This window comes from Oceaniferula flava (genome assembly GCF_016811075.1).
Taxonomy (GTDB): Bacteria; Verrucomicrobiota; Verrucomicrobiia; order Verrucomicrobiales; family Akkermansiaceae; genus Oceaniferula; species Oceaniferula flava.
The window spans coordinates 207,003-221,970 of the sequence record NZ_JAFBGL010000005.1 but is presented as its reverse complement, the minus strand read 5'-3'; the positions used below and the strand labels follow the sequence as shown (position 1 = coordinate 221,970).

9 protein-coding genes are annotated in these 14,968 nt (G+C 53.8%); 4 read left to right on the top strand and 5 right to left on the bottom strand.

Translation table 11 applies throughout. The annotated features are described in order from the left end of the window. Nucleotide 1: 1 nt before the first annotated feature. Complete coding sequence (locus JO972_RS09430) at nt 2–1,372, bottom strand: alkaline phosphatase PhoX (protein ID WP_309489787.1); 1,371 nt, start codon at nt 1,370–1,372, stop codon at nt 2–4. A gap of 92 nt (nt 1,373–1,464) precedes the next feature. Next, a complete protein-coding gene (locus JO972_RS09425; protein WP_309489786.1) occupies nt 1,465–2,508 on the bottom strand; it encodes a YHYH protein in 1,044 nt (347 codons plus the stop codon). Between the two features lie 333 nt (nt 2,509–2,841). Here JO972_RS09425 and JO972_RS09420 point away from each other — a divergent pair, with 333 nt between their 5' ends. Both JO972_RS09420 and JO972_RS09415 read left to right on the top strand, forming a co-directional pair. Continuing rightward, complete coding sequence (locus JO972_RS09420; protein ID WP_309489785.1) at nt 2,842–6,360, top strand: hypothetical protein; 3,519 nt, start codon at nt 2,842–2,844, stop codon at nt 6,358–6,360. Nucleotides 6,361–6,379: 19 nt separating this feature from the next. Next, nucleotides 6,380–7,156 carry a hypothetical protein gene (locus JO972_RS09415; protein WP_309489784.1) on the top strand — a complete coding sequence of 259 codons (777 nt, stop codon included), beginning with the start codon at nt 6,380–6,382 and terminating at the stop codon, nt 7,154–7,156. Between the two features lie 125 nt (nt 7,157–7,281). On the opposite strand, the gene JO972_RS09410 is transcribed toward JO972_RS09415, so the two are convergent. From JO972_RS09410 to JO972_RS09400, 3 genes are all read right to left on the bottom strand, one after another. Then, nucleotides 7,282–8,361 carry a hemolysin family protein gene (locus JO972_RS09410; protein ID WP_309489783.1) on the bottom strand — a complete coding sequence of 360 codons (1,080 nt, stop codon included), beginning with the start codon at nt 8,359–8,361 and terminating at the stop codon, nt 7,282–7,284. 186 nt (nt 8,362–8,547) lie between these two features. Next, nucleotides 8,548–9,252, bottom strand: a complete 705-nt coding sequence (locus JO972_RS09405) for a PEP-CTERM sorting domain-containing protein (protein WP_309489782.1) — start codon at nt 9,250–9,252, stop codon at nt 8,548–8,550. Nucleotides 9,253–9,474: 222 nt separating this feature from the next. Beyond that, nucleotides 9,475–10,095: a PEP-CTERM sorting domain-containing protein gene (locus JO972_RS09400; protein ID WP_309489781.1), complete on the bottom strand. Its 621-nt coding sequence runs from the start codon at nt 10,093–10,095 to the stop codon at nt 9,475–9,477. Between the two features lie 419 nt (nt 10,096–10,514). Here JO972_RS09400 and JO972_RS09395 point away from each other — a divergent pair, with 419 nt between their 5' ends. Then, a complete protein-coding gene (locus JO972_RS09395; protein WP_309489780.1) occupies nt 10,515–13,586 on the top strand; it encodes a hypothetical protein in 3,072 nt (1,023 codons plus the stop codon). A 131-nt stretch (nt 13,587–13,717) separates the two neighbouring features. Next, complete coding sequence (locus JO972_RS09390) at nt 13,718–14,821, top strand: PEP-CTERM sorting domain-containing protein (RefSeq protein WP_309489779.1); 1,104 nt, start codon at nt 13,718–13,720, stop codon at nt 14,819–14,821. Nucleotides 14,822–14,968 lie beyond the last annotated feature (147 nt).

The following is a 14,968-nucleotide window of genomic DNA, read 5'->3' as shown; positions in this document are numbered from 1 at the left end:
ATCATCGCAGCCGCTGTGGAAAGCCGGTGATCGCAAGAGTCAGCCCCAGCCCCTGCATATTGACAAACAACACGGAGCCGTCAGGGGAAAAGCAACACCCTGCGAACTCGCTCCGGTCTTTCGCATTGCGAGCCAAGGTGCTGATCTGACCACTCGGGCTAATGATCCGTAAATGCGGGACTTTTTCAGCATGCTCCGCGACCAGATCCTCGCAGATCACCAAGTCACCCCACGGCGCCACACAGAGGTTGTCGCCGTTTGTGAGCAGGTCGCTTTCTGTCGGCTCGAGAAACAACTCCAGCCTGTCCTGCCCGCTCTCCGAGCTCGGCGCGCTGGGGGTGAGTTTGAAAATTTGGCCCTGCTTGTTCGGCCCGCCATCCGTGCAGCAGATCGCCAGCTGGCCATCGGTGAAAATAATCCCCTCGCCCCGCGCCATCCGTGCCGCACCAGCGCGGTGACCACGATGCCGGAGGTCGTCGTCGGGCGTGTCCACATCACGGAGATCGATCCACTCCACCGCCAGTTCCTCGCCGGCACGCAGCTGACGCTTCGCCTCCTCATAATTCCGCAAGTCCGCCGAGGGTTTCCCGACCACTGCCATCGCCTGAAGTTTCCCTCGACTGAAGTCCTTGGATTTCTCCGGGATAAACCGATACAGCAAGCCATCGCTGATATCCTCGGTGAGATAGAGGATACCGCTTCGAGGGTCGAGCGCCACGGCTTCGTGACAGAATCGGCCCAGTGCCTTCAGCGGTGTGGCTTTCTGCAAGCCCACGTTCTCGGTCGCCTTGACCTCAAAGCAATACCCATGCTTGCGCCCGATCTCACTGGTCATATCCTCCGGCTCTTCGCAGGTGATCCAGCTGCCCCAAGGCATCGCCCCGCCGGCACAATTCCGATCGGTCCCGGCCAACGACAGGAATTGTTTTTCCACCTGCTTGGTCTGCGGGTTATAGACGACGTTAGTGGTTCCTCCCAGCTGACCGTCGGTCGTTTCCGTGCCGGGCATGTATGCAAGCCCCTGGTCGATGTCTGCAGGAAACCGGCCACCGTCATAAGCAGCGAGCGGTTTCATCTTAATCGACAGTTCATGGTTCCGCACCAGCACGACCCTGCCATTTTTCCCGGCAAATGCGGCCATGCCATCGGGCATCCCCGGCACCCGCAAGCCATCCGACATGCGATCCCCCGTTTGCGAAAGCACAGTGTAGGAAAAGCCGGCAGGCAGATCAAGAATGCCTGCAGGGTCCGGGAGCAGCTTGCCCAAGGGCTGGGAAACTGGAGCCTCCTCTGCGGCAGCGAGGTAGGTTTTCAGTCCGAGAAAGGAAAGGCCGGTGAGAGAGGTCGTTTTGAGGAAGTTGCGTCGGTGCATAGCGATCACGGTGCGGTGAGCGCCCAGAGTGACCATCGAGATCACGCTTCACGATACCGTCACCGTGACAATTTCTGCAAAGAAGCTTGTGCCTAACGACCCGGAGGAGGTCCATCGGGTCGAGGTCCTCTGGGGTGCCCCTGACCACCACGCGGCGGATGCTGATCGGCCATGACACCTTCCACACTCACGGTGCCTGCAGTGCCACGAAAGGCCTTGATGATCTGATTACTGCCCGGGGCACCCACATGATAATGATAACCGCGTAGCTCATCGCTGTGACCACCGCACTCGTCCAATCCCTCGGGAGCTTTCCCCTCGCCATCGAAATGGGCATAGATGGCAAAACCATCGAGAGCGTAGCCAATCATCGGTGCGTGCTGATCGCTCTGTTGGACCTCCTTGGTTTTCCCTGTTGCCTCGTGATAGTGGTATCCCTCGTGCGGGTTCAAATGCCCGCCGCCATCGTCCAGAGGTGCGATGGTGTAAGACCCGATAATCGCCTCGACCGGTGCCGGAGGATCGTAGCGGACGCCATTGAATGCCAAGCCGAGCGGACCACGACCAAATGAGGATGCGTTTTTGTTATATACCGGTTTGACAGGAATGACGTAGGTGGTTTTCACATCAGGATACCATTCCGGTTTTCCCTCGACCACGTGGTTCTTATATTTGGGGTCCACATACGGCCGGGCTGCAGCCTCGAAGGCCTCCTTGGTATCGGTCGTTTTGATCGTTCCGTCATCGTTGTAAACTTTCCATTCCGGATCCTCGTAAAACTTCGCCAGGTTGGCGAGAAACGGGCCGGTGACATCGTAGACTTTGCCATCCTTGAACCAGATGCCGCCCTTCTCTTTTCCGTCGGTGATGGTTTTCGGGCTCCAAGGTCCCATGCTGTGCTCACTCGGCTGGGTTTTGGTTTTGATGACGTAGCACAGCGCTTTGCTGCCGTCAGAGAGCTCTCGTTCTTCCGTTTTGATTTCTTCGACGAGGTTCTCCTTGATGAAAAGCGACGGGTCGACAGCACGGATGCCGTCTTTCGCCTTCCCTTCCAGCACATGGTGTTCGTGAGCGAGGGTTCCTCCAGTAAGCGCCAAAGAAGCGCCGGTGATAAGATGGAATGGTTTGATTTTCATGATGACGTTGAGTGATGAGGTTTTCGAGAGATACGCATAAAAGCATCGCTCCTCGGTGCCTCGAATCAAGCAATCTGTTGTTAATCTCTGATGAGGAAAGCTCTGGAAATTGTTAAGTTTTGATTAAATCACGCGATGATTTTCGCATGCCACGACAGCCAGAAATGGCTCAACAGGGGGTAAATGAAAATTTTTTTGACGCATTAGGACAGGTCTATTAGATGGACAATGTATATGCATTGTCATACTTTATATGAACCTCGATCATTCGTTTTTTTCACTGTCCGAGATATTCCACACACGACTTCAATCTCTAAAATTTGTTATAAACTGATGAAAACCCTCAGGAAAAAGACATTTTCGACCTCTTATTCAGCCCATGGCTTTGCGCTCATTGCCACCATTTCCGTGATGGTGCTGCTGGCACTGGTCGCTCTCGCCATTGTTTCCCTGTCCAGCATCACACTGCGCTCGGACAATGCGGAATCCGATATGGAAGAGGCCAAGGCCAACGCCCGACTGGGCCTGATGATGGCAATCCGCCAGCTGCAGAGCACCCTCGGTCCTGACCAGCGTGCCACCGCTCCCGCAGACTTGCAGTTTCCCTCGGCAGCCAACCGCAAATGGGTAGGTGTCTATGGCAATTCCCAAGTGGCCAACTACTCCCAGAAACCATCGCAGATCCCAGCCTCCCCCTACGAGCCGGTGCTGCTGAACTGGTTGGTCAGCGGCAATGAGGGCGTCAGCTTCACCGCCTCGACATCCGCCGGCAGCTTCGGACAGATCACCATGCCGCCTTTCGCGATACCTTTCCAACCAACCGATTCAGTCTCCCTAAGCGATAGCCCAAGCATCGGCTCGCAAAAGGCCGCCTTGCTCGTGTCCAGTGGCTCAACCCTCGATACCGACGACTACGTCACCGCACCGATCGTGCCCGTCGCCGACGACAGCGGAACGACCCGTGGTGGCTACGCATACTGGGCTGGCGATGAAAGCCTCAAGGCGCGTGTGGATCTGCGGGAAAACTTCCGCCAGCAAAGCTCCGCCAGCCTGATCGACGAAGGCCAACAGTACAGCTTCATCACCGCCCAGCGCAATGGCATCGAGATGCTCAGCAAGGACGCCACAGGCAGCGAAACCCTCGGGGCCGAATTTGATCCGAACGATGCCAACATCCAGAAAATGCTGACCACTGGGCAGCTGCCGCTTCTTTCCTCGGCGATGAAAAGCAACGACATCTTGAAACAGCACTACCACAATGTCTCGGCATACTCGCAGAGCGTGCTGGCAGACAGCTACGCTGGGGGACTGAAAAAGGAGATGAAAGCCGCTCTCTACGGCGGCCACGGCCCGTCTGATAGCGATCCGATATTCACCCCTGAGTCCAACTCCGAATTTGGCTTACCGACTTGGGGCCACTTGCGCAGCTGGGCAAACTTCACCGAAGGCCATGCCACACCCCCACCCATTGCCTCCTCGGTCCGCCCCCAAACAGCCACTGAAACCCGCTTTGGCCCGGTCATTTCCATGGCCGCAATGGGTCTTGGCCTGCAAGAGGTCCCCGGCAGCCCGAACACCATGCGCGTGCAGCTCTATCCAGTGGTCATTTTGTGGAACCCCTACACCGTGGGTATTCCCGCTGCCGATTATGAGATTGGTTACAAATACACCCCCTCTTCTAACAACGGCGATACGATCAACGTCAATACCTCCGCCTCCTCCAGTGGCCCATGGGCCAACGTCGGGTCATTTAATCTAACTGGAGGTGATGCCACCATGAGCAGCGGCAGCTCTCACTTTCGCTTCACTGTCAAAGGGAGCGAGATTCCTGCAGGAGAAAGTCATGTCTATCTGGCGGACAATGTTGGCTCGGTCTATTCACCCGGCGCCTCCACTTTGATTCGTGCGCCGGACTCCTCCCCGATCGGCTACAACACTCGCTACTTCGCCACGAACAAAACCTTCACCTTCACTGGCGCCGATCCTTACATCACCTTTTCAGGGGCATACCCCAACACCGGCAACATGACCAATGGTGACCGCCAGGAAGTCATGCTAACCACCCCTGGCGGACTAAGCAGCGGACTTTCCAGCGATACCCCAGTCTATCAGGTATTGACGGACATGAACCTCTACAACCGCTATTTCCCAGCCTACTACGGCACAGCCCGACAGCTCTCGGTGATCGGCCTCCAAGCGCACCTCGTGTTGCGCACACAACTGATGATGGAAGCTCGTGGCGGCTTCAGCGCCGATTGGCGAAAGGTGGGCGCCATGTTCCATAGTGGTGGTGCCCGGGGGCAGGAAAGGAACCGCTGGATCGCCAACCAAAACCCCACGGCTCCTTATGTCAAACGCACCCGCCTTGAGCGTGATGCCTGGCGCGGTGGTGCCTTTTCCCACGGCAGCATCGCCGACGGAGATTTGAACAATCAAGACAATATGATGATGGGGGTGAATGGCTTGAGTAATTATCTCGCCGGTGTAGGTGGCGACCAGAGCGGTGGAGCGGATGCCCCACTCTTGGACATCCTTCCTTCCTCATCGATGTTCCTCTCTCTCGGCCAACTGCAGCACGCGCAGATCAACCCCTACGTCTTCGGCACCACTTACCCCTTTGGCAATGCTGGAGCCAATGTAAGCATTCCGCGCGACCAACACTACGTCCCTTCCTACGTTGCCCGTCCGGGCGACAGCCCCACCGATTACCAGGATCCGCTTTACGACATCTCTTGGCATGCCAACCGCGCCCTCTGGGATCGCTACTTTGTTTCCTCCGCCGAAACCTCATTGAGTCAGAGCGATATCGATAACAACCTGCCCCTGCCCAACTCCCGCATGGTTTATTACAAACAAGACGGCGTCGCTCCGGAAGTCTCAACCATCAGTCCGTCCAATGCCGATGCCTACGATGAAGCTGCTGCGAATCTCCTCCTCTCGGGTGGCTTCAATGTGAACTCAACTTCCATCGAGGCTTGGCGCACCGTGCTCACAGGAACTAATCAGCTCAACGTTCCCAGTGAACTGGCTAACCCCATGTATGGCAGCGAGCCACTGAGTGCTATGATGCCACGTTTCTCCCGCGATATTCGTTCATCCAATAGCAATGACTACAATGGCCTAACCAACATGTGGAGTAACAATGCTAACAACCAGCGTTTTAACATGTATCGCGGCAACCGTGAGTTGCTGCTGTTTCGTGAGAATGGTGAAGCCAGTGAATCGGTTTCCGATGCCCAAGAACGCTTGGTCTCGGTAGCCACGGAACTGGCGACGAAAATTGTCGATGAAGTTCGCCTCCGTGGACCCTTCCTGTCACTGGGGGATTTCATCAACAGGAACCTCGATAACAGCGATGAAGGCATCCGCGGCACCCTGCAAGCGGCGATCGACAAGATGGAAAGCAATCAGGTCAATCCCTACAACAGCATGAACCAAATCGGGGCCTTTGTGAATCAGCAGAACAACAACTGCGCTTTCATCAACGTCTGGGATCCCGAGCATTATATGGGCACTCCTACATCCGAGTATCCCAACTCCTCCAACGCCCGCACCGCGATGGCGCCCAAGCACCTGACCCAGGCAGATATTTTGTCCACCATCGGGCCTGCCCTAACCGCTCGCGCTGACACCTTCGTCATCCGTAGCTACGGAGAGTCGGTGAACCCATCCACCCTCAAAGTCACCGCTCGCGCCTGGTGTGAAGCGGTGGTGCAACGCACACCTGAATACGTTGACTCTGCCGAGGATGCCTCCACTGCGCCCCAAGACCTAACCTCGGACGCTAACAAAGAATTCGGTCGCCGTTTTGAAATCGTCTCATTCCGTTGGCTATCCAAAGAAGAACTCTAACACCCCGTCTCAGACCTCTATGAAAAAACCACTCTTCCACCTGCTGTTCGTCAGCTGCACGATCGCCGCCGTAAACTTGGCAACCGCTCAAGACGTTAATACCCAACCCAACGATGAGGCCTACACCGGCAGTTCTCGCAACACCATGCGTGTGATCGCCTTCCGCGAGGGAGAGGTTGCCGATGAGTTAGGTTCGATTTTTTACGAACACAAGGGCAAGAAAGCTCAGCTCGACATCGGTATCGGATCACTCTCCTCCAGCATGCCCATGCCCAAAGGCGAGGCCCTCGCACTCTATCAGCAGATCGAAACTCCTGTCAGCGGCTCCGATCAGAAGAAAACCTCCTACCGCCACGTCGGTTCCATTTCCTTGGTAAAAGGGGCCAAGGCGATCGTCCTTCTCGTCATCCCCGATGATTTGGAAAAGAAAAAAATCCGCGGTCGCTCATTCAAAGATTCCAAGTCGATCCACCCCAGGGAAACCGCTCGGGTATTCAACATGTCGTCTAAAGTCGTTGCCATCCGGGCCGGCAAGGAGGCGCTCAAGTTGCCGGTCGGTGAAACCGGCACCATCAAATGGAAAGCCATGGCCTTCAACTCCGTGGCCTATCAAGTCGCCATGGAAGGGAAAAAAAAAAATACCTGGGAGATCATTCAGAAGGCCGAGTGCGCCGCCCATCCCAAGATGAGGACTTTTGTCTTCATCAGCGGCACCTTATTGGAGAACCGAGAGACGATCACATCATCCACCTTTCTCGACCCCGTTTCCGATGACGACGCTGGAGACACTCCGTAAATCAGCCATGCCATCGGCGATGGGCACGCAACTAACTCCGGTCTCTAGCAGCACCTATAAAAACATCTGCTAGAGAAGCAATCCACCTGACTGCAAGCAGGTTCTCTGTCTCGACCTGGCGCTTTTTACTCAGCCACGTCCTGGGGCTCGACATTCAGCCCCATTGCCTTGGCTCGTTTCGCCCACAGGGCTCTGGCCAGCACCTGCATGTCTTCATTACGATCGGCTTCGTCCATGATTTCCATTCCCAGCAAGGTCTCCACGACATCCTCCATGGTGACCAGACCATCCATGCCACCAAACTCATCCACCACCAGCATGAGGTGCTGTTTCTCCTGAGTCATCATCTTAAATGTATGATAAATGGAATGGTTTCCTGACACTGCTTTAATTTCGCGGATGAAGTTCACCAGTGTCTCGCCCTTACCTTCACCACGTAACTTTGCCGACATCACATCGCTCTTCAGGACGAAGCCCGAAATGTGATCACGGTCTTTTCCAAAAACGGGCACCCGTGAAAACGGCTTGGGCATGGCTTCGGCAAGGAAATCATCCACCGTGGTATTCTCACGCAGGGCATACACCACCGTTCGAGGGGTCATGATATCCCTAACTTGAGTGGATTTGAACATCAGCAAGTTCTGTAAAATGCGGCTTTCTTCATCTTCCAGCTCTCCTGTCTGAGAACCAATCTCAGCCATCGCCACCAGTTCGGCACGACTCACAGCGTGGCCTTCATGATGCCCACCCAGAAGTCTGGTGAGCATTCTCAAGACGGGTAGTGGCCAAGGCGGTAGATAGGTGAGGATCCAAACCATCACCCTCAAAACATAGGTCGTAGGCCCTGCCAGCGCACGCCAGAACTTCGCCCCCAATGTCTTGGGGATAATCTCGGACAAAATCAGCACCAACAAGGTAAGCCCCCCGGCAAAAATCGCCTCCCCGGTATCACCATAGTGGGCTTTCCACTGAGCACCCGCACCCGCGGCACCCATCGTGTGGGCGATCGTGTTCAGCGTTAGAATCGCAGACAATGGCTCATCCACCTCCTGCTTCATCTTCGCCAGATACCCGGCATATTTTTTATTCGAGGATAGCTCGTGCTGCACGAATCCCGGTGTAATCGAGAGCAGAACCGCTTCCAAGATGGAGCACAAAAACGACACACCCAGTGCCAGAAGAACGTAAAATATCAGTAAGCCCATTGCGTATGAAGATGATTCTACTTAAGCGTATAACTCGACTTAAACAAGGAATATCCAGTATGCTTCGCAAAGAGTATGACTAAACCATCCTCTTCGGCCGTTTCCATGCCTCCTAACTGATTCCGAGTGACACAAAAAAGACGGAGCCGAAGCCCCGTCCTCAACGTGTTGAATCACCTCGTCCACCTACTTGCGGCGACGCAGTAATAGAGCCAAACCTCCGAGCCCCAGAAGACCGGTGGTGCTGGGCTCCGGAACGGGAATAAAGGTGCCGTCCAAAGCGAGAGCCAAGTCTTTGGTGCCGCTTGATTTCGGTGTGCCATCTTGATACATGATCCCGCCATCATACGGCCCTGGTTCTCCTGTGCTTCGGTGCCATTCAAAAATGTCGGCTGCGGTATCCGCAGAAACGTCCATGTAAAATGCATAGCTGGTATTGGCTTCCAAAATCAGACTGGTTCCTCCAGAGGGTGCGATACGCATCAGATGGTTGTCTCCTCCCACGAGTTCCCAAGTAAAGGACTCCGTCAAAAGTGTCGAACCAGGCACCACAAGTGTCGCCGCTGCAGGATCCACCACCTCAAACACATGCAGTGTGAGATCCATATCCACGCCCCCAGCATCCAATGTGCTCTCAAACATTAATTCAATCACAGAGACATCAATCCCCTGTGCACCAGTCGTAATCGTCTGAGCAAGAGACCCTGTGGTTTTTTGAGCATAAGAAAAAATGGAATTATCAGCATCTGTGGCAAACAGAGCGTCATCTCCAAAATTACCTTCAACAGTCGTGTCCGAGACGATGACGGTAGCTTGGACCGCCGAGGCAAAGGCAAAAAGCCCCGCTGATACGGTGGCAATAAATAAGGTATTTTTAAAGGATGGGATCATAGCATGTAGAGGTTGGAACGAGCAAATAGGCAGCACTGCTTGAATCTAAAAAGTATAAATAATAGTTAGAATATAGAACAAAATCTCGCACATTCCCGTCAACGAAAAATCGGCTTTATCCCGTCATCCATCACCATGCTTTCAGGATAATTTCACTAAAAAACTAAACAAAAAAGACGGAGCCTAAGCCCCGTCCTGAAAGTTTTGAATCGAAGCGTCCACCTACTTGCGACGACGCATCAGAAGAGCCAAACCTCCGAGCCCCAGAAGAGCTGTAGTGCTAGGTTCTGGAATAGGCTGCACATCGAACGTCAGAGTATCGACAGAGAAACCGTTCCCCGCTGTTCCCGCAGTAAAGGCGATCGTAAGCGTCTCACCTACCAGATTGGTGTGTGCTGGTATCAATGTACTCGATCCTGAAGCTATCGCTGTAGTGTTTCCGCCAATATCTAAAGTTCCAGCATCAGATCCACCAAAACTGCTGATATCTATTTGCGTCAATGTCGCTATTACAGGTCCAGAAAACTGGATGGTAAAACTCTCAGCTCCTTGATCAGCATCTAATTGCCCCGTATTATCACTAGGGTTATCTGGTATAAAGCCATTCTCCGCATTGACCCCAAATGAAGTGCTTTGTGCATTAAGATTCCCTGTGCTTCCTGCCACGATGGCTGTAAAGTCCCCCGTGAATCCGGAGGTCACATGCGTGTACGATCCTGTGGGGGCGTTAAAATCGAAATTATCACCTTCATTGTTAGTCAAATCAAACGTGACAACTGCGGCACCAATTGTAGACGACGCAGCAATCATTGCTGTAATCACACTAGTTCCTATTAATTTCATTGTATTGGGGGGTATTCAACTTAATGCCATAATTTCACTTGAATGAAAAATAATCTCTCAGTTAACGGCCATTAAGATAGCTTAACATGCTGCAAATATCGTCTTTACGTCAATGAAATAAACGCCTCTTCCTAAATATATAGTCTCCTTTTTTTATTTGGTTCCATGTCAATGGACTGACTGCAGATACTACGGCCGGACCTTTACTCTTTGCTTCCTGAGTTGCCTCACATTTCCTGACTAGAAGATTTGTAGATGCCGGCGCCCCCTCTATCGAGCACAGGATACCAAGCTTCCATCAAAGCCCCACAAATTCCCATGTAAGAGCTTGCGTGATGGGGTGACAGTATAAGCCGACTTTTTCCTGTCGATTCATGTTCAATTAGCTCAGCTTTTTGATTGCTCACTCTGAATCCCCTATGCGCTGCCCCTTCTTATTTCCTCTCAAACCGGCTCTAGCCGCCCTCTGTGTCTTACTCACCGTCGGCCAGGCGGTGGCTCACTCGCCGGGCGACCTGATGATTGTCGGTTATAAATCCTCACAATCGCCGAGCGATTCGATTAGCTTTGTCACCTGGGTCGAGCTCGCCGCGGGAGAATCGTTGATCCTTATTGATGCCGACTACAGCGGAGGAGGAGATGGAACGGGCCAAGGTCTTGCTGGCGGTTCCTACGAAAGTTTACGTTCGATCACCTGGACCAATGGCTCCAGCGCGCTGCCCCCCGGCACAGTGATCACCATTCCGGACGTCACCGCCTCGACTCCCAGTCCGAATATCGGCAGCTGCACGCGATCCGGTAATTTTGCACTGACCAATCAGGGAGAGCAAATTTTTCTCGCCCAAGGGACCATCGTGGACAGCGGTGGCAACGATTACCTGAACGGTCAGCTCATTTTCGGCCTCGATTACGAAGGTTCCGGCGGCTGGGGCGAGAGTGGAGAGTCGGCCTTACCCAGCGTGCTCAATGTGGTGTTGGGAAACATCAATATGGGAGAAATCGACGACGCGGAATTCCCCGATATCAACCGCAACGGCAAGGCAATCAGCGACTACTCCCTCGACGTGGTAAACCCGTCCAAATGGCAATCCGTAGGCAGCGAAAGCCTCTCGTCCACAATTTTCAACGATGACAGCGTGGCAGAAATGCTCGGAGCTGTTAGTCCGGGCCTGCTGTTTCATACCCGGAGGATGAACAACAAGCTGCCTATTCTCGACGAGTCCTGGAGTATCTCCCAAGGAGCCACGGGAGATAACATCGAAAACCTCAACGGAGCCTCCTGCATCCGCATCCCTAACTGGATCCCTGCCAACGAACGTGCTGACCCCACTGCTGTCTATTATCTCTACTTTGCCGATCACTCTGGAAACTACATCCGCATGGCTTGGGCGGCCAACATTGAGGGACCATGGACAGGTTTCAGAATGAATGAAAACACCTACCCAGACATTGGAGATCGAGGCGTGCTTAGCCTCGGCGATGATGATGAGATCGATGCCGGCGATGGATTGATGATCGATGGCCATATTGCTTCACCTGACGTTCTCATCGACGACACCAACCAGCGAATCATCATGTATTTCCATGGTCAGGTCTGGTTCACGTCTGAGGGCCGTAGTAACAGCAGGTCTCAACGAACTATCTCCGCCACATCGTCTGACGGCCTCAATTTTAACATGCCTAGCGGTGGTGACAGCCGTGCCGGGCAATCCGGACACGGCGTGCTCTCCGTGAATTACGGCGAAAGCTACTTCCGCATTTTCGAAGAAGGAGGCCGCCAGTATGCCCTGACTAATACCGGTGACCTCTACGGAGCACCCGTCGATAGCTCCAATGTCCCTCTGGATCCACTTGTGCCCAATGCCAGCTACAATCACACCAGCCGATACTGGGATCAGGGCCCAAAACCCTTTACCGATGAAACCGAGAGCCGTGGCTGGCTAGATTGGGGCAATGACTTAGGGGCCCTGCGTCCTCGACACTTCGGCGTGCTCAAGCGCGATGGACTGCTTTACGCATTCTACACCAACAAGGGTGAGATCGGCGAACGTGTGAAGATTTCCACCTTCGATTTTGCCAATCTACCATCAGGAAGCGAGCTGTCTTTCGAAGACTGGCACGGCGTATTCCCAAGCCAAGAGTTATTGCGACCTGAGGAAAATTGGGAAGGTGCCAATCTTCCATTGAGCATCTCAGGGGCTGGCGGGGCTGATGACCCCATGCACGAACTTCGAGACCCCAGCGTCCTGGAGGATAATGATGGCCGGACTTACTTATTCTACTCAGGTAGTGGTGAAAAAGCCATCGGCGTGGCCCAGCTGGTCAGTCTGCCCGTGCTGGGAGGCCCCACCGAAGTCACCACCGGTGCCGCCCACACATTCACCGTGGCCACGGATGTGGACGTCGCCCCGGAGTGGTTGAAAATTTCCAAGACGAGCACCACGGCCGTCGGCTTCGATGCCGAAGAAGCGAGTTCCTACCTGATCCACGATGGCAATGGTTATGCTCCACTACAGTCTGCCACCGTGAGTCAGGGCAACCAGTCCTACCAACTGGCACACAGTGCAACGCAGCAGAGCGTCACCCTAACACTTCCTAACAAATATTACGCAACACAAGGGGCGACGCTGCACTTTTCCAGTCGACTCCGCAGTAGCACCACCGGTCAGTTTGCCGAGCTGCAGGTTTCCTTTGACGGCGTCACCTGGCAGTCGCTTTGGGTGCAACGAGGTGGCAGCGCGGAAGCTGATTTTACCACTCGCGTGGTCGATATCTCAGGCTTGGCTGGACGCTGCTTCGAACTGCGTTTCCGCTACCAGCACGAACCCCTGCGGAACAGCAGTATCGTGTCCGGAAATTCATCCAGCCAAGGCTGGTTCATTGATGACATTGTGACCAGCGGATTAGAGACCGTCGCCACAGTCACCGAAGCCAACTTCAGCAGCTCAAGCTTCACCTTGGACGACATCACTGCCATGGTGGAACCTGAAGTGACTTTGGGCGATGACGTCGACGATCGCTTTTTAATCTCCGTTTCAGGACTGCATGCGGGTAGCGGCTTCAGCGAATCCATCGGCTACGGCAAACCCTACGCCGTCCGCATTCGCTCAAGCTACGAGCAGTTCATGTATGATTACTTCAGCGATATCGAGCGCGCCGATCCTTTGGTGTATGAAAAAACAGCCGACCCGGACGGCGATGGCATCGTCAACTTGTTAGAACACGCCTTTGGTAGTTCCCCGCAGGAGCCGGGGTCAAATCCGGTTCATTTCACGGGAGACACGATTCACCCCTCTCTCACATTCCCTTGGAACTCGGCAGCTGGCCACAGCTACTTCCTGCAAATGGGCGACCTCCAAACCTCTTTTGTGGACGTTGAGTTCACGGAAAGCAGCGAGATCGTCGAGGGACAATTAATGATCACTCTGAGCCCCGCCCCATCGGTAATCGTGCCGAGTGAGAAAGCCTTTTTCCGTATCAAGGTGGAATAGGTTTCAGTCGTTGTCCTTTGATTATCAAAAAGATGACTTCTTTTTTTATATACACCACCTTCATGAGCTATCATCATACTCAATGCTAGCTCAATTCATAAAGGCTAGATTAAAACCCAAATACACACACAATGAGTATAACTAGAACGATTATTAAGACTACAGCTCTTGGCTGTATCTTCGCAGCCACCAACGCTCACGCAGCCAACTACATCTGGACCGGAGCATTTGATGCGAACGACTTCACCAATGTCAACAACTGGCTCGATAAAGACACCGGACTCGTCCCCACAATGTCCCCCGATAACACCATCCCTACTGAGTTCAACGGCGGAGCCACCAATGTTGCCAACTACAACGCTGCAGGAACACAGCAGGTCAACGCTATTTACGTTTCTTCCCAAACCGGCACCGGCTCAGGCACTGGCGGGGTGCTGAATGTTTCCGCCGGAACACTCCAAGGAACAGGACAGAATACCCGATACACCTATGGAGGCAAAGGCCAGACCGGAACGGTCAATATCTCTGGCACCGGAACAATCGACGTGGGTGGTGGCACACGCGTTGGCATCGATAGTAACTCCGTAGGAACACTCAATATCTCTGACAGCGGCACCTACAAAGGTTCACGAGGCCTAACAGCCAACTCGATCAGTGTCAGCACCATCGCGGGGCAAGGCAATGCGACAGGTAATATCAATGTTTCCGGATCAGGAACCTACCAGGATCGCTTTGGCCTCATGCTTGGTGGTTTCAACTCTACGAATACCGGCACCGGCAACTTCAACATCATCGGAGGCAACGCCACTGTTCAGTTGGGCTTCCTAAACTCTGGTTCCGATGGCAAGTGGCTCCAAAGTGGTGATGGCAGCACACTCGGAGCGACCATTGACAGCTCCGATGGCTTCTCCCTGAGCACGATTGAAATTTACGATCATGGCACACCAACGGATGGCCGGGTATCCTTCGAAGCTGGAGCCTTGCTCAACCTTGGCTTTAGCGGTGCTGCTCAGGCAGGCTCATGGACGCTGATGAGCTGGGGTGAAGACTTCCTGTTTGAAGATGGTGGGCTGGCTTTGGATCCTGGTGTCGATAGCAACTGGAGCTTCGAGTTCGTTGATACCGGCGGCACAACGCAGGCAGATTCACTGGTGGTGACTTACGTCCCAGAACCCTCCTCCGCCGCCCTTCTCGGTCTTGGTGGACTTGCTCTGATCTTGCGCCGCAGAAAGTAGGCCCTCAGTTCATCCTCACATTCAAGCCGCTCTGCTCTGCAGTGCGGCTTTTTTTTGATGCTCTGGTTTTGAACAGCCAACACCACCTGACTATCTGTGTCATAATTTGTTAGCTAACTTCCCTTGGCATAGTCATTGCTGAATTTA

Excerpts from the sequence above, each read along its gene's own strand:
- JO972_RS09430 (WP_309489787.1), bottom strand. The coding sequence starts at position 1,372 with ATGCACCGACGCAACTTCCTCAAAACGACCTCTCTCACCGGCCTTTCC.
- JO972_RS09425 (WP_309489786.1), bottom strand. The coding sequence starts at position 2,508 with ATGAAAATCAAACCATTCCATCTTATCACCGGCGCTTCTTTGGCGCTT.
- JO972_RS09420 (WP_309489785.1), top strand. The coding sequence starts at position 2,842 with ATGAAAACCCTCAGGAAAAAGACATTTTCGACCTCTTATTCAGCCCAT.
- JO972_RS09415 (WP_309489784.1), top strand. The coding sequence starts at position 6,380 with ATGAAAAAACCACTCTTCCACCTGCTGTTCGTCAGCTGCACGATCGCC.
- JO972_RS09410 (WP_309489783.1), bottom strand. The coding sequence starts at position 8,361 with ATGGGCTTACTGATATTTTACGTTCTTCTGGCACTGGGTGTGTCGTTT.
- JO972_RS09405 (WP_309489782.1), bottom strand. The coding sequence starts at position 9,252 with ATGATCCCATCCTTTAAAAATACCTTATTTATTGCCACCGTATCAGCG.
- JO972_RS09400 (WP_309489781.1), bottom strand. The coding sequence starts at position 10,095 with ATGAAATTAATAGGAACTAGTGTGATTACAGCAATGATTGCTGCGTCG.
- JO972_RS09395 (WP_309489780.1), top strand. The coding sequence starts at position 10,515 with ATGCGCTGCCCCTTCTTATTTCCTCTCAAACCGGCTCTAGCCGCCCTC.
- JO972_RS09390 (WP_309489779.1), top strand. The coding sequence starts at position 13,718 with ATGAGTATAACTAGAACGATTATTAAGACTACAGCTCTTGGCTGTATC.